Genomic DNA, 15698 nt, shown 5'->3' with positions numbered 1-15698 from the left:
CGATGAGCCTTGCCCACGTTCGCAACGGCTACGTGCTGGGAATCGACAGCGACCTGCTGCCCCAGTACCGGCTGAATCCGTTCGCTACCCGCCACGTAGCCGCGCACGCGGCGCTGGCGCCCGCCACTGCTGCCATCGACTCGTATTTCGAGCAGCGGCTGAGCGGGCAGCAGCATTGCTACACGGCCAACGGCCGGCAGGCCCTGAATCTAGCGTTGCAACTGCTGGACTTGCAGCCCACTGACTGCGTGACCATTTTCACCAGCAGCGAGAATCTGTACATCAGCGGCTGCGTAACCCGGCAGATCGAGCAGCACTGCCGCTGGTCGCGAAAAATGGAGCCGGAAACCAAGGTGATTTTCGTCAACCATGAATTCGGGTTGAGTTACCCCAACCTGCCGGCCCTGAAGCAGCATGGCCTGCCCATTATCGAGGACTGCTGCTACGCGTTCGACTCAGCTACCGCGGCCAACCAGATGGGGCAGGTAGGGGACTTCGTTATTTACAGCTTCGCCAAGTACTTTCCCGTTCAGTTCGGCGGGCTGCTTACTGCTTTTGCCCGGCCGCTGCCGGCTTCTCCCTTAGATGAAACCAGCCTGCAGTATCTGAAGAGCGTGTTGTCGGAGTATGTGGAACGCCTACCGGAAATCAGGGACCGGCGGCTGCACAATCAGCAGTGGCTGGCGCAGGCCCTGCGCCGGTTCGCCCTAACGCCACGCTTTGATTTTCCGGCTGGCGAGGTACCCGGGGTATTCATGTTTGCCGCTCCAGCCGAGCTGGATTTGCCCGAGTTGAAAAACTTTCTTTGGAATAAGGGCGTGCACTGCAGCGTGTTCTACGGCGAGCAAGCGTTCTTTATTCCGGTGCACCAAGAGTTGTCCGAGCTTGACCTGGGCTATTTCGTAGCGTGCTTGGACCAGTTTGTAAATCAGTAAGGGCAACCCACTCATGATTGTAGCCAATATTCAGTTGGGCCAGGGCGTATTCGTCGACCCGTCGAGTTCTATCAACAATGTAGTGTTGGGCGATAAAGTGAAGATTGCCAAAAACTGCAGCGTTTTCGGCTCCGAGACGTACCCGCTGGCTATTGGCGCCGGCTCCTACGTCGGGCCGAATTCGTTTATCCAAGGCTTTGCCGCACCAGTTACCATCGGTGAAAGAGTCAGTATTGCCCAGAGCGTGAATATCATGAGCAACTCGGGGCCGAATGCCAGCCCGCTGATGCAGCGCTATTTTCCCCTGCAGCAGGCGGCCGTCAGCATCGGCGACGACTGCTGGCTGGGCACCAACGTGGTAGTGATGCCCGGGGTGGTGTTGGGACGCTGCTGCGTGGTAGCGGCCAATAGCTTCGTCAACAAATCATTTGAGCCCTATTCCGTGATAGGGGGGAACCCGGCCCGGCTCCTGCGCAAGCTGGAACCCCTGGAGTAAGCACATTGCTATAATTTCATATCCTCTCTTGCACACTCATGGAAGGCTTCCCGCTCGTCAGCATCTGCATGTCGTCGTACAACAACGCCCACTACGTAGTGGAAACGTTGAATAGCTTCACGGCCCAAACCTACCCGAACCTGGAAATTGTGGTCGTTGACGACTGCTCCAAGGACGACTCGGTGGCGGTAATCAGGAACTGGCTGGCTGGCTGCTCCATTCCCCACCACCTGGTGCAGCACGAGCAGAACCGGGGGGTGTGCCGGGTGGCCAACAGCCTGATTGAGCACGCCAGCGGCAAGTACGTGTCCATCATTGCCTCCGATGATGTGCTACATCCGGAGAAAATCAGCAGCCAGGTAGCTCTCCTAGAAAAAGCTGGTCCAGGCCACGCCATGGCCTACAGCAACGTCTGGCGCATGAGCGACGAGGGCGTGCGGCTGCCCGAGGATTACTTCACCTACTATGGAACACAGCCCGTCGACGGCGCTTTTCTGCTGCCTTTGCTGAAAGGCAATTTCATTCCGGGCATGAGCGCGCTGATTCGCCGCGACGTGTTTGCGGAAGTCGGACCCTTCGACGAGAGCCTCTCGTTCGAGGACTGGGACATGTGGCTCCGCATCGCCCGCCAGTACAACATCATATACTCGCCGCAGTTTGCCGGCAGCTACCGGGTGCACAGCCGCTCGTTGTGGCGCAACCGCAACCTGCGCATGTACCAGGACATCATCAAGCTGCTGGCCAAGCACCAGGGCGTGAGCGAGGCTGCCGATCAGATCATCCGCGAGCAGATGATCAGCAACGCCGAGATTATCTACCAGCTGGGCGACCACCGCAGCAGCCAGCCCTGGCTGCGGCTGAAATGGCAGCATCAAGGCGGACTGAACGCGCTGGTACTGTGGCTGGGCTCCACCCTGGGCATTCCCTTCCGCACCTTCACGGGCCTGAAGGGCGCGGCGCGGCGGCTGGGCCTGGTAAAGTAAAGCCGGCCGCCGGCCACGCCTGCGGCCGGCCGTTATCTTTGCGCCGCCGTATAGCCGCCAGTATTTTGTGATGATTGCCTAAACGGTCTTGGAAAACACCTCTTCTTCCCTCGTCACCTGCGTCATCGGCGGCGCCGGCTTCATTGGGCGCGCCATCGTGGCCGAGCTGCTGGCTTTGGGCCGGCAGGTAGTGGTGGTGGGCCGCCAGGCCGCGCCCGCGCCGCTGCCCGCCGGGGTGCGCTACTGCAGCAGCCCCACCGACTCGGACCGGGCCGACCTGCGCCGGGTGCTGGAAGAAGCCGATGAAGTGATTGACCTGGCCTACGCCACCGTGCCGCAGACCAGCTTTCAGGACCCGGTAAACGACATCCTGGTGAACCTGCCCGAGGCCGTGCGCACCTTCGAGCTGGCCCTGGCCGCCGGCGTGCGCCGGTTCGTGTGGGTGTCGTCGGGCGGTACGGTGTACGGGCGCAGCAGCGCCGCGCTCATTACCGAAGACCACCCCACGCTGCCCATCTCGCCCTACGGCATCACCAAGCTGGCCATCGAGAAGTACGCCCACCTGTACTTCGAAACCCGGGGCCTGCCGGTGCTGTGCGTGCGCCCGGCCAACGCCTTCGGCGAAGGCCAGCGCCCCTACGTGGGGCAGGGCTTCGTGGCCACGGCCATTGCCTCCATTCTCGACGGGCGCGAGCTCACGTTGTTTGGCGAGCAGGGCACCGTGCGCGACTACCTGCATGTGCAGGACATGGCCCACGGCATTGTGGCAGCCCTGCTGCACGGCCAGCCCGGCGAGGTCTACAACCTGGGCAGCGGTATCGGGCTGACCAACCGCCAGATTCTGGAGGCGCTGGAACCATTGGCCGCCGCCGCCGGGTTTGGCCTGAATGTGCGCACCCAACCCCCGCGCCTCTTCGACGTGCCCGTGAACGTACTCGACGCCGGGCGTCTGCGCGCCGCTACCGGCTGGGCGCCCCGGCTGCCTTTCGAGCAGGGCCTGCGCCAAACCTGGCAGTGGTACCTGGCCCGCCACCAGGCTGCTTCCTCTTCCGCTATTTCGTCGGCTTCTGCCCGCTAACGCATGAATTCCGTTTCTCCACCGATTAAAGTGGGCTTTCTTACCAGTACCGACCCGCTGAACCGCCGGTCCTGGTCGGGCGTGCACTACTCCATGTTTCAGGCCTCGGCCCGGGTGCTGGGGCCAACCACGGCGCTGGGGCCCGCGCCCATGGTGTGGCCGCTGCGCCTGGGCGACAACCTGAACCGCCGCCTGGTGCAGCCCCTGACCGGCAAGCGCTACCACTACGCCTGGACGGGCTGGATGGCCCGGCTCTACGCCCGGCGCTTCGCCCCCAAAATCGCGGCCCTGCAGCCCGACGTGCTGCTGGCCCCGGCTTCGTTCACTGAAATTGCGCACCTGCGCACCTCGGTGCCCATCGTGTACTGCGAAGACTCCACCCTGGGCCAGCTGATCGACTTCTACCCCGGTCTGAGCGGCCTGCTCGACTACTCCAAGCGCGAGCTGAACGAGCTGGAGCACCGCGCCCTGCAGGCGGCTGCACTGGTGTGCTACTCCTCGGAGTGGGCCGCCGAGTCGGCCATTCGCGACTACGGCGCCGACCCGCGCAAAGTGGTGGTGATTCCCTTCGGGGCCAACTACCCGCAGCCCATTGCCCGCGAGCAGGCCCTGCAGGTGCCCCCGCGCGAGGAATGCCGCCTGTTTCTGCTCGGCGGCGAGTGGGGCCGCAAGGGCGGCGCGGTGGCCTACGACACCATGGTAGCCCTCAACGAGCAGGGCATTCCGGCCCGGCTCACGGTGGTCGGCTGCCAGCCGCCCGACCCGGCCCGCTACACCCATCCGGGCTTCGAGGTCATTCCCTTCCTGAACATGGGCGTGGCCGCCGACCTGGCCCGCCTGGAGGAAATCTTCCGCCGCACGCACTTCTTCCTGCTGCCCTCGCGGGCCGAGTGTGCCGCCATTGCCTTCGGCGACGCCAACTCCTTCGGCATTCCGGTGTTCACCACCAACGTGGGCGGCATCAGCAGCTTCGTGGCCGAAGGCGAAAACGGCTTCATGCTGCCCCTGGAAGCCGGAGGTGCCGATTTCGCCGCCGCCATTGCCCGCATCTGGCACGACCCCGCGCGCTACGCGCAGCTGCGGCAGCAGGCCCGCGAGCGGTACGAGCGGGTGCTTAACTGGGACGTGTGGGCCCACCGGCTGCGCGAAGTGCTGCTGGAGCGGGGTATTGTGGGGGCGGCGCGGCCGCAAACGACTTCTAGTTCGCCGGCATGAGTACATCCGTAGCCCGGGCCAAACCCGCTTTCTGGGGCGCCGTGTCGTCGCAGCTGTTCACCATCGTGGCCATGCTCGTGTCCATCGTGAGCACGCCGCTGATGGTGCGCTACCTCGATAAGGAGGAGTACGGCCTGTCCATCCTGTTTTTCCAGATCATCGGCTACCTGGCCCTGTTCGACTTTGGCTTGTCCACGGCCCTGATCCGGCAGCTGTCGGTGCACCGCGGCGACGACGACCACGCTCGGGCCATGCTCAACCGCATTGCCACCACCGGCCTCTACGTGTCGGCGGCCCTGGGCGCGGGGGTGGCCCTGATCGGCTTCTTCTTCGCACCTTTCGTGCCTGGGCTCTTCAACCTGCGGCCCGACCTGGCCGGGCCGGCCGTGCCCATCGTGGCTACCTTCAGTTTGCTGGTGGGGGCGCAGTTTCTGCAGCGCGGGCTGGGCGGCATTCTGTTCACCTACCACAAGCAAACCCAGGTCGGCGTCACCACCTTTCTGCTGAACATGGCCGGCATCCTGGCCACCATCTTCATGCTCATGAACGGGGTGGGCCTGTGGTCGTTCGTGTACGCCAACATCCTGCAGCTGCTGCTGTCGGTAGGCGCCATCGTGTGGCTGCTGCGCCGCTACTTCCCGCAGCTGCGCATTGCCCCGCGCTTTTTCGACCGCGGCCTGATGCGCGAGCTGTTCGGCTTCGGCATCTTTATGTTCGTCAGCAGCCTCGCTACCCAGGTCATCCTGCACACCGACCGCTTGGTCATCGGCAAGATTCTGTCCCTGTCGGCCGTGACGGTGTTTTCGCTCACCGTGCGCATTCCCGAGGTGGGCATGAACCTGCTGGCCAAAGTGCTGGAAAACGTGGGCCCGGCCACCACCGAAATCGTGTCGCACGAGGGTGGCGAGCGGACGCGGCTGTTCTTCCAGCGCATCATGCTCATCATTGTGGTGGCCAGCGTAGTGGCGTTCTGGCTGATGCTGGCCCTCAACGAGTGGTTTGTGCACCTGTGGGTGGGCCCCAGCTTTTTTGCCGGCCCCACTGTGCTGATGCTGGCCCTGGGCGTAATGATTCAGCAGACGCTGAACCGCACCGGCACCTTCTTCCTGCATGCCAAGGGCATTGCCCGGCCGGTAAGCATAGCGGCCATCGTCGAGGCGGCGCTCAACATTACCCTGTCGGTGGCGCTGGGCTACCGCCTGGGCATGCCCGGCATTCTGCTGGGCACCCTGCTGGCGGCCCTGCTCACCTCGGTGTGGTACATTCCCTTTCTGCTGCGGCGCCACCTGCACATCTCCTTTGCCGACTACTGGGGGCGGCCGGTGCTGCTGCCCGCGCTGAGTCTGAGCGTGGCGGGAGCCGCGGTGTGGTGGGGAGCCGCGTGGGTGCAGGCACAGTTTCTGAACAACTGGTGGGCGTTTTTTCTCGTAGCTACCGCCGCCACGCTCGTGCTGGGCAGCGTAGCCTGGCTGGCTTTCCTGCGGCAGGCCCTGGCCGATTACGTGCCGGTACGCTTCCGCCGCTATTTGTGGCTGCCGGCCGTATAAGCTGAATTAATTGCCGACCTTGCCGGTGCCATACCGCCGGTTCCGCGCTCTGCCGATGTGCGCCACCCCGTTTTCTTTGTTCTCGGTTTCGCATGCCTTATCCTTTTCCGTCTGAGCCCGCCGCCTCGGTTCCCAGGCAGACCGCCAATGCGCGCCGAATCCTGGTCGCCATCGAAGACCTGCGCACCGGCGGTGCGCAGATCTTTGCCATGCGGCTGACGCAGGCCTTGCACGAGCGGGGGCATCAGGTATACCTCTACACGCACTACGCCCACCACGTCAACCACGAGCTGCTGCGCCAGCTGGCGCCCGACGTGCAGGTGGTAGCCTACGAGCCCGCCGTGCCGGGGCTGGACTGGCTGCTGCGCAAAACCGACGGGTTTCTGCGGCGCTTTCAGCGGCCGCCGCTGGTACGGGAGCCGTTTGTGGAGCGCCACCTGCGCCGTACCCTGCGCGAGCTGAACGTGGACGTCATCAACAGCCACATGGTGAAGTCGGACTACGTGGCGGCGCGGGCGCTGGGCCCGCGGCCGCGCCTGCCGCTGGTCATCACCATGCACGGCTGCTACGAGCTGTTTCTGCACAAGCACGACGAGCCCGAGGTAACCGTGAAGTCGCGCTACGCCCTGCGGCAGGCCGACGCGGTGATTTACCTGGCCGAGAAAAACCTGGAGATATTCGGCGAGCAGGACGTGCGCCCTTTGACCAGCCTGGTACACGAAAAAGTGTACAGCGGCCTGGAGAGCAGCTTTTCGGCCGACAAGCCCCGCTGCACCCGCGAGCGGCTGGGCATCGGGGCCCACGATTTCGTGTTCGGCATGGTGGCCCGCGGGATTCCCGAGAAGGGCTGGCAGCAGGCTCTCGACTCGTTTCAGCAGCTCAGCGTCGAATTTCCCCAGGCCCACCTGGTGCTGGTAGGCCAGAGCGAGTACCTCGACGAGCTGCGCCGGCAGGTGAGCAACCCCCACGTGCACTTTACCGGCTTTTCGAGCAACCCCGTCGACTGGATCGATTTGTTTGACGTGGGGCTGCTGCCCAGCTACTTCCACGCCGAAAGCCTGCCCAACTCGGTTACCGAGTACCTGTCCTGCGGCAAGCCCACCATTGCCACCCGCATCGGCGAAGTGGCTTCCATGCTCGAGTCGCCGGCCGGGCTGGCAGGTATGCTGCTGGAAGCGGGCCTCGACTGGCACCGCACCGACCCCGGGCAGCTCACCCGGGCCATGCGCGCCTACCTGGCCGACGCCGCCCTGCTCGAGGAACACCGCCACCGCGCCCAGCTGGCCTTCGATAAGTTTCGCATGGAGCGCTGCATTGCGGCCTACGAACAGATATTCGACCGGGCCACGGCCGCGGCGGTGCGGGCCTAACGCGCCGGGTCTGCTAGCTTAGCCGCCGACTTTACGCCGCTGCCCGTGCCCGCTTCCCCCGTTTCAACTGCTTCTGCGCCCCTGCTCTCGGTGGTCAGCCCCGTATACCGCGGCGCCGATTTGCTGGCCGAGCTGGTCGAGCGCATCGGCGCGGCGGTGGTCCCGCTCACCGGGCAGTTCGAGATAGTGCTGGTCGACGACGGCAGCCCTGACGAGGCCTGGGCGCGTATTCAGGAGCTAAGTGCCCGCGACGCGCGGGTGCGGGGCCTGCGCCTCTCGCGCAACTTCGGCCAGCACCGCGCCATTGCCGCCGGCCTCGACCACTGCCGCGGCGAGTGGGTGGTGGTACTCGACTGCGACCTGCAGGACCGGCCCGAGGAAATTCCGCGCCTCTACGCCCACGCCCGGCAGCACAACCTAGCCTACGTGCTGGCCAGCCGCACCGACCGCCAGCACGGCCTGCTGCAGCGGCTGCTCTCGCGCTGGTTCTACCAGCTGCTGCACTTCCTCACCGGCATTAGCCACGATGCCCGCGTGGGCAACTTCGGCCTCTACCACCGGCGCGTCATCGACGCGGTGCGGCGCATGCCCGAGCGCAGCCGGTTTTTCCCCGTGATGGTGCGCTGGGTGGGCTTTCGGGGCGGCACGCTGGCGGTAACCCACGCGGCCCGGCCCAGCGGCGGCAGCTCCTACAGCTGGGGCCGCCGCGTGCAGCTGGCCTTCGACGTGATGCTGGCCTGGTCCGACAAGCCCCTGCGGCTGGCCGTGCAGTTCGGGCTGCTGGTAGCCGGGCTGGCGTTCCTGCTGGGCGTGGTTACGCTGCTGCGCTTTGTGGTGGGGCAGATTTCGGTGCCGGGCTACACCAGCCTGGTGCTGCTCATGTGCTTTTTCGCGGGGCTGATCATCGCCGTGCTGGGCATGGTGGGGCTGTACGTAGGCCGCACCTTCGAGGAAGCCAAGCAGCGGCCGGTATACCTGGTGGAAGCACAAACCGATTCACTGCCGACGCCGTGAGTGGGTCGGCGCTGGAACCCCTAACCTGGGACTCGGCCTTCTTCGGCCGGGGCGTGGCGCGGCTGCGCGCTTCGCTCGATGCCTGGGGCTTCGAGCAGCTGCGGGCCGCCATGCAGGCCCGGCAGCTAGGGGTGGTGTACTGGCTGGTAGCACCCGACGACCACCTTTCCCAGGCCACGGCCCGGGCCCACGGCCTGCCCTTGCTCGACCGCAAAGCCACCTTCGCGCTCGATCTGCTGACCACACCCGCGCCACCCCCGGCCGGTGAGGTCGCCGTGCGCCTGACTCAGCAGGCCAGCCCGGCGCTGCACTACCTGGCCCGGCAGAGCGGCCGCTATTCCCGGTTTCGGCTCGATGAGAAGCTGCCGGCCGGCGCGTTTGAGCAGCTCTACGCCGCCTGGCTGGAAAACGCCCTGCGCAGCGAAAGGGGCGAGGTGGTGCTGACTACCGGCGCGCCCGGCCACGAAACCGGCCTGCTGACCCTGGCGCCGACCGCCGATAGCGCCGCCCTCATTGGCCTGCTGGCGGTGGAAGAAGCCTGCCGCCGCCGGGGGCTGGGCCGCGCACTGCTACGCGCGGCCCGGCAGCAGGCGCTGGCCTGGGGCGCCCGGGAGCTGCGCGTGGTCACCCAGCTGGCCAACGAGCCGGCCTGCGCGCTGTACCGCAGCGGCGGCTTCGGGCTGCGCGGGGTAGAGCTGGTGTACCACGTCTGGCTTTGAGCGCCCTGTAAATATGCGGCCCGCCGGTGGTTGCGGTGGGGCTGCCTATCTTTGCGGCCGTTTTGGGCAAGGTCCTTGCGGGCGGCGCGGCGGCTGATTGCCGCGGCCCCGTGCCCAGGATGAACCTGCGCCCGGCCGGCCCGCGTTTTCCGCCGCGACTTTATCCGCAACCTGCTTCGATGAACCAACCGCCCCGCAATATCATGCTGCTCATTCCCAACTTCGGGTTTGGGGGTGCCCAGCAAGTATTTCACGACCACAGCGTGGAGCTGGCCCAATTGGGCTACAACGTGACGGAGTGCGTGTTCAACCTCGACCAGGCCGATGCCTACCCCAGCGGCAACCCGGTGGTGAACCTCGACGTGCCCGGCTTCGGCTCGACCCTGGACAAGGTGCGCAACTTCTGGAAGCGCTGCACCCGCGCCCGGCAGGCCAAGCAGGAGCGCAACATCGACGTGTGCATCAGCCACCTGGAGGGCGGCGACTACGTGAACCTGCTCAGCAAGGCCGGCGAGAAAACCATTCTCTGCATCCACGGCTCCAAGGTGCACGACGGCGAAATCCAGGGCTGGGTGGGCTGGTTCCGCCAGAAGGTGTTCATGCCCCGGCTCTACCAGCGCCCCGACCACATCGTGACGGTGAGCCGCGACATTCGCCGGGAGCTGATCGAGCACTACCAGCTTGACCCCGCGCGCATCACCACCATCAACAACTTCTTTCACCCCGAGAAAATCCTGGCCCGCGCCGCCGAGCCCATCGACGCCAAGTACGAGCCGCTGTTCAGCTCGCCGCGGCTGATGATTTCGTCGGGGCGCCTGGCGCGGCAGAAAAACCAGGCCCCGCTGCTCGACGTGCTGGCCGAGCTGCTGAAGGTGCAGCCCGACGCCAAGCTGGCCATCCTCGGCGACGGGGAACTGCGCGAGGAACTGGTGGCCCAGGCCCGGGCCCTGGGGCTGAAGTTCTACCAAGCCTGGAACGACGACCCGCTGGACCAGGAGTACAACCTCTACTTCCTCGGCTACCAGAAAAACCCTTTCCCTTACATCAAGCGCGCCGGCCTGTTTGTGTTTCCCTCGGGCTGGGAGGGCTTCCCGATGGCCCTGGGCGAAGCCATGATCTGCGGTCTGCCCGTGGTGTCGACCGACTGCCCCACCGGGCCGCGCGAGATGCTGGCGCCCAGCTCGGCTGCCGGCACCCAGATTGCCGAAGCTGAATACGCCGAGTACGGGGTGCTGATGCCTTTGCTTAAAGGCGACTACCGCCAGCACGCCCGCCAGGTGTGGGTGGATACCCTGCAAAACATGCTGCGCGACGATGTGCTGCGCGCCCGCTACGCCCAAAAAGCCGCCGAGCGTATGGAGGATTTCACGGCCGAGAAAATCTTCCGGCAGTGGGAGCAGGTCATTCAGCAGGTCGCCGCCCGATGAGCCAGCCCATTGCTTCCGTGCCCGTGCCGGCGCAGCCGCACCGCATTCTGGTGGTCGACAACTGCGTGGCCCTGACCGGCGCGCTCAAAGCCATTCTCAACTCGCTGCGCAACATCCGCATCGAGCACCCGGGCTTGTTTGAGTTCGAGTTTGTACTGCCCACCGGCAGCGCCGCCGTGGGGCCCGTGAGCAGCGAAGGCTACGCCGTGCACACCCTGCCCTGGGTGGAAATCAGCAAGCGGCCCAAGGATTTGCTGCGCTACGGCCCCATGCTGCTGCGCAACAGCTGGCGGCTGCGCACCCTGGCCAAGCGCCGCGGGGCCAAGCTGGTGCACCTCAACGACTTCTTCAACCTCGCCGGCGTGGTGGGCAAGTGGCTGGGCGGCCCCCGGCTGCTGACCCACGTGCGCCTGCTGCCCCAGAACTTTCCCGGCCCGCTGCGCCAGCTGTGGGTGGGCGCCGACACGCGCTTTGCCGACCGCGTCATCTGCGTGTCGGAAGCCGTGAAGCAAGCCTTTCCGCCCGCCGACAACGTGCTGGTGGTGGCCGACCCCATTCCCGAGCGCGAAAAGCACCCGCTGCCCGCCCCCGACCACGCCGAGGGCCGCGCCCGCGAAGGCACGCTGCGCCTGCTGTATTTGGCCAACTACATTCCCGGCAAGGGCCAGGACCACGCCGTGGCGGCCTTCACTGAGGCCTACCGCCAGAACCCGCGCCTGCGCCTGCACTTCTTCGGCGGCGACATGGGGCTGGAGAAAAACCGCGAGTACCGCCGCGGCCTCGAAGCCCAGGTGCGGGCCGCCGGCCTGCAGGACGTGGTGCAGTTCAACGGCTTCGTGCAGGACGTGGAGCGCGAAATCAAGGCCGCCGACATGCTGCTCAACTTCTCCGAAACCGAGTCGTTCTCGCTCACCTGCCTCGACGCCTTGTTCTACGGCACGGCCCTGGTGGCCTCCGACTGCGGCGGGCCGCGCGAATTGTTCGAGCACGGCCGCTCGGGGCTGCTGGTGCCCAACAAGGACCGCGCGGCCATGGCCCGGGCCATCGTGGAGCTGGCCGCCGACGCCGACCGGCGCACCGCCTTTGCCGCCGCCGGCCGCGCCTACGTGCGCCACAAGTTCAGCCCCGACCACACCTACCGCAAGCTGCGCGACGTGTATCTGGAGGTACTGGGTATTAGGTAGTAGGTATTAAGATGGGAGAGGAGGCCCGGCCAGCGCTGTTCCGCAAGTCCGCTCAACCTGTTTCCCCACACCCACCCGTACCCATCAACAGCGCCCTCCAATCCCAGTCCATAATACCCATTACATTACCTACTACCCACTACCTAATACTCAATCCATGCCTCCCGTTCCTTCCCAGCCGCTACCCACCGACGTGGACGTGTTCGTGTTCGACGTGTGCGACACGCTGTTTTACTCCAACACCACCTTCGACTTCCTGGCCTTTGTGCTGGCGCAGAAGAAGCTGGGTGGGCGGCAGTTGCTGCTCAAGTCGCTGACCACGCGCTGGTCGCCGGGCTTTGTGGGGCTGGCCCTGTGGCAGAAGGTGCTGGGCGGCGACCCGGCCAAAACGGCCGCGCTGCGTTTGCTGGCGGGCATTCCCCGGGCCGAGCTGTACGAGTTGGGCCGCCGCTTCGTGCAGGAGTTTCTGCGCACGCGCAAGATTGTGCGCACCCACGCCATGCTGCAGGAGCTGACGCAGGCCCGCACCCGCGTGGTACTGCTCTCGGCCAGCCTCGACCCCATCATCGCCGCCATTGCCGCCGAGCTGGGCGGAGTGGAGTTCGTCTCGTCGCAGCTGGAATACGACGCCCAGCAGCGCTGCACCGGCCGGCTGCTGCGCGAGCTGGGCGGCGACAAGCCCCGCGCCCTGGCCGAGGTGCTGGGCCCCGACGCCGAGAGCCCGCGCCTGGCCGTGGCCACCGACAACTTCACCGACCACGGCCTGGTGAGCCAGGCCGCCTGCCGCTACGTGGTGGTGCACCGGCCCGCCGCCAAGCAGTTCTGGCAAAGCCTCAACCCCGAATTCATCGAAGCCTACACGAAGTAGCCCGGCCCGCGCCGCCTTCGCGCCCTGTACCCATGAAGTTTCTCCGCTTTCTGCTGCCCTACACGTACTTCTACGCCAGCCGGGTTCAGCAAATCAAGTACAACGTCTACCACCTGATTATGGACTGGGTGGTGCCCTTCGCGCTGCTCACCTACTTCTCGGGCTTCGACGTGGTTGGCTCGCTGCTGAAGTTTGCCCTGGCCTACCTGGCGTTCATCTCGGTGTACGAAATCGGCTACCTGGGCAACGACGTGTTCAGCGTGCGCCACGAAACCAACCCGCGCCGCCGCGTCAAGAACTTCGACCCCTCCAACGCCGAGGTGGGCTTGTGGGTGGTGGCGCGCCTGGCGGTGTGGCTGGGCATCAGCTGGTATTTGCAGGTGCTCACAAACCCCATCTGGCTGGTGTACTACGGGGTGCTGGTGCTGTTCTTCTACCTGCACAACGTGCTCAAGGAGAAAGAGCTGAAGGTGATGACCTTCGTGAACCTGGCCTTTACGCGCTACCTGGCGCCCATCTTCATCTTCCTCACGCCCGAGCAGATTACCTTGCTGGTGGGCCCCGTGCTGCTCAACTACGTGCTCTACCGCACGCTCATGTACATCGACAGCAAGGGCATGCTGAACATGCCCAACCGCACCTCGCCGGCCTACAAGGTCAACTTCTATGTGCTGGCCGGCGGCGTGAGCCTGGTCATGTCGATGCTGGCCCAGTCCTGGATTCCCCTGGCCATCAACGCCTACTACCTCGCCTTCTGGTTTGCCGTGAAGCTCTCGGGCAAGGAAGCCCCCCAAACCGACTAAGCCGCCCCAAGGCACGCTTATTCCTGAAAAGCCCTGTCGGCCCCCACGCCGGCCGGGCTTTTTCAGTCCCGGAGCCTTGGGGCAGTGCGCCCCAGTACTCTGCAACAGTCCCGGAGCCCAAGTACAGTGCGACGGAGCCTTCCGGGACAGTCCCGAAGCAATGGTACAGTGCGCACCAACCCTCTGGGACTGTCCCGTAGCGTTGGTGCAGTGCGCAACAGCCTTCCGGGACAGTCCCGGAGCACTGATGCAGTGCGCAACAGCCCTTCGGGACAGTGCCAGAGGCCTTTTTTGCCCTAGGTGCGGCCGAGGAGGCAGTCTGTCACCAGCTCGCAGATGCGCAGTACGTCGGCTTCGCTCAGCTCGTGGAACAGCGGCAGGCGCACCAGACAGTCGGAGTAGCGGTCGGCGTGGGGGAGGGGACGGCCGTCGTGGTGCGGGGCGAAGAAGGGGCTGCGGTGCAGCGACTGGTAGTGAAACACGGCCAGAATGCCGTGGCGGCGCAGGTGCTCGATGAGCCGGCTGCGCTCGGCCAGGGAGCGGCACACCAGGTAAAACAGGTGGGCGTTGTTGGAGGCGCCCGCGGGCACTACCGGCAGCCGGGCCACGCCGGCGGTTTGCAGCGGCTGCAGGGCCTGGTAGTAAAGCTGCCACAGCTGCGAGCGGCGGGCCTGAATGTGGTCTAGCTCCTCGAGCTGACCCCACAGAAACGCGGCCGTGAGGTCGGAGGGCAGAAACGACGAGCCCACGTCGACCCAGGTGTACTTGTCGACCTCGCCGCGGAAGTAGGCGGCGCGGTTGGTGCCCTTCTCGCGGATGATTTCGGCCCGGGCTTGCAGGGCGGCCTCGTTCACGGCCAGCATGCCGCCCTCGCCGGCGCTAATGTTCTTGGTTTCGTGGAAGGAAAAGGCCGCCAGCTGCCCCCAGGTGCCCAGCGGCCGGTCCTGGAAATAGCCGTTGATGGCCTGCGCCGCGTCTTCCACCACCCACAGCCCGTGGCGCTGGGCCAGGTCGGCAATCAAATCGAGCTGGCAGCCCATGCCGGCATAGTGCACCGGCACGATGGCGCGGGTGCGGGGCGTGATGAGGGCGGCGAGCTGTTCGGCGTCGAGGTGGGGCGAGTCGGGGCCGGAGTCGGCAAACACGATGCGCGCCCCGCGCAGCACGAAGGCGTTGGCCGTCGACACGAAGGTGTAGCTGGGCACGATGACCTCGTCGCCGGGCTCGATGCGGCACAGCAGCGCGGCCAGTTCCAGGGCGTCGGTGCCGGAGGTGGTGAGCAGGGCGCGGCCAAAGCCGTAGCGCTGGGTTAGCCACTGGCTGCAGCGGCGCGTGAAGGGCCCGTCGCCCGAGATGTGGCCCGCCCGCACGGCCTGCTCCATGTACAGCAGCTCGCGCCCGGCCAGGTAGGGCTTGTTGAAGGGAATGGCAACGGGGTGGGCAAGCCAGGAAGACGACGACACGGGCAGCAGCGGGCAAAACGGGAAGGCAAAGATGCGCGTATGCCCGCGGATTCGGCTCGGGCCCGGGCGGCAGCTTTCCCGGCTTGCGGTTTCGCTCTACCTTTGCCGGGATGCACCTACGCCAAGCCGGTTCCGCGCGCGGAGCCGCCGCGCGTACCGGCGCCGCTGCAGTCGTTGTTTTAACCGCCTGACTACCATGTTTGAAATCGGCCAGAAAGCCCAGCTTTCCAAAACCATTACCGACGCCGACGTGCGCGCCTTCGCCGAGCTGTCGCTCGACACCAACCCCGTGCACCTCGACGACGAATACGCCCAGCAGAGTTTGTTTGGCCAGCGCATTGCCCACGGCATGCTCTACGCCGGGCTGGTGAGTGCCGTGCTGGGCACCAAGCTGCCCGGGCCGGGCGCCATCTACATGGGCCAGACGATGAAGTTTCTCAAGCCCGTGTTCATTGGCGACACCCTCACGGCCGAGGCCGAGGTGCTCACCATCAATGCGGAAAAGCAGATCGTCACGCTCAGCACCACCTGCACCAACCAGCACGGCAAGGTGGTGCTGGCCGGCGAGGCCACCCTCAAGTACGCCTCCTAGGCGG

Annotated in this window: 15 protein-coding genes; 14 read left to right on the top strand and 1 reads right to left on the bottom strand. The window is 65.6% G+C overall.

Annotation, left to right across the window (positions count from 1 at the left end; translation table 11 throughout):
- The first annotated feature begins 2 nt into the window (after positions 1-2).
- The 13 genes from ACE191_RS09805 (at position 3) to ACE191_RS09745 (ending at position 13639) form a co-directional block, all read left to right on the top strand.
- A complete protein-coding gene (locus tag ACE191_RS09805) occupies positions 3-935 on the top strand; it encodes a DegT/DnrJ/EryC1/StrS family aminotransferase (protein WP_400192023.1) in 933 nt (310 codons plus the stop codon).
- A 13-nt stretch (positions 936-948) separates the two neighbouring features.
- Positions 949-1431, top strand: a complete 483-nt coding sequence (locus tag ACE191_RS09800) for an acyltransferase (protein ID WP_400192022.1) — start codon at positions 949-951, stop codon at positions 1429-1431.
- A gap of 38 nt (positions 1432-1469) precedes the next feature.
- Entirely contained in the window at positions 1470-2414 is a 945-nt protein-coding gene (locus tag ACE191_RS09795; protein ID WP_400192021.1) for a glycosyltransferase family 2 protein, read from the top strand.
- A gap of 88 nt (positions 2415-2502) precedes the next feature.
- Positions 2503-3492, top strand: a complete 990-nt coding sequence (locus tag ACE191_RS09790) for an NAD-dependent epimerase/dehydratase family protein (RefSeq protein ID WP_400192020.1) — start codon at positions 2503-2505, stop codon at positions 3490-3492.
- Positions 3493-3495: 3 nt separating this feature from the next.
- Complete coding sequence (locus ACE191_RS09785) at positions 3496-4707, top strand: glycosyltransferase family 4 protein (protein ID WP_400192019.1); 1212 nt, start codon at positions 3496-3498, stop codon at positions 4705-4707.
- Positions 4704-6254, top strand: a complete 1551-nt coding sequence (locus ACE191_RS09780; protein ID WP_400192018.1) for an oligosaccharide flippase family protein — start codon at positions 4704-4706, stop codon at positions 6252-6254. The genes ACE191_RS09785 and ACE191_RS09780 overlap by 4 nt, the downstream gene beginning before the upstream one ends.
- A gap of 92 nt (positions 6255-6346) precedes the next feature.
- Entirely contained in the window at positions 6347-7624 is a 1278-nt protein-coding gene (locus ACE191_RS09775; protein WP_400192017.1) for a glycosyltransferase family 4 protein, read from the top strand.
- A 45-nt stretch (positions 7625-7669) separates the two neighbouring features.
- Positions 7670-8638, top strand: coding sequence for a glycosyltransferase family 2 protein (locus tag ACE191_RS09770; RefSeq protein WP_400192016.1), 969 nt, complete (start codon positions 7670-7672; stop codon positions 8636-8638).
- The gene (locus ACE191_RS09765; protein ID WP_400192015.1) at positions 8635-9357 is read left to right on the top strand and encodes a GNAT family N-acetyltransferase; all 723 of its coding nucleotides are present in this window, start codon (positions 8635-8637) and stop codon (positions 9355-9357) included. The genes ACE191_RS09770 and ACE191_RS09765 overlap by 4 nt, the downstream gene beginning before the upstream one ends.
- A 179-nt stretch (positions 9358-9536) precedes the next feature.
- Complete coding sequence (locus ACE191_RS09760) at positions 9537-10784, top strand: glycosyltransferase (RefSeq protein ID WP_400192014.1); 1248 nt, start codon at positions 9537-9539, stop codon at positions 10782-10784.
- Positions 10781-11968, top strand: coding sequence for a glycosyltransferase family 4 protein (locus ACE191_RS09755; RefSeq protein WP_400192013.1), 1188 nt, complete (start codon positions 10781-10783; stop codon positions 11966-11968). The genes ACE191_RS09760 and ACE191_RS09755 overlap by 4 nt, the downstream gene beginning before the upstream one ends.
- Before the next feature lie 157 nt (positions 11969-12125).
- Positions 12126-12836, top strand: coding sequence for a haloacid dehalogenase-like hydrolase (locus tag ACE191_RS09750; RefSeq protein WP_400192012.1), 711 nt, complete (start codon positions 12126-12128; stop codon positions 12834-12836).
- 32 nt (positions 12837-12868) lie between these two features.
- On the top strand, positions 12869-13639 hold the full coding sequence (locus ACE191_RS09745; RefSeq protein ID WP_400192011.1) for a hypothetical protein: 771 nt from the start codon (positions 12869-12871) through the stop codon (positions 13637-13639).
- Positions 13640-13935: 296 nt separating this feature from the next.
- Here ACE191_RS09745 and rffA read toward each other — a convergent pair whose 3' ends face one another.
- On the bottom strand, positions 13936-15102 hold the full coding sequence (gene rffA, locus ACE191_RS09740; RefSeq protein WP_400192010.1) for a dTDP-4-amino-4,6-dideoxygalactose transaminase: 1167 nt from the start codon (positions 15100-15102) through the stop codon (positions 13936-13938).
- 196 nt (positions 15103-15298) lie between these two features.
- Between rffA and ACE191_RS09735 the strand changes: the two genes are divergently transcribed.
- Positions 15299-15694, top strand: a complete 396-nt coding sequence (locus ACE191_RS09735) for a MaoC family dehydratase (RefSeq protein ID WP_400192009.1) — start codon at positions 15299-15301, stop codon at positions 15692-15694.
- Positions 15695-15698: the final 4 nt, after the last annotated feature.

Origin of the sequence: Hymenobacter sp. B81 (assembly GCF_044628455.1) — a bacterium.
Taxonomy (GTDB): Bacteria; Bacteroidota; Bacteroidia; order Cytophagales; family Hymenobacteraceae; genus Solirubrum.
The sequence above is the reverse complement of the archived record's forward strand: the minus strand, read 5'-3'. Positions and strand labels throughout refer to the sequence as shown.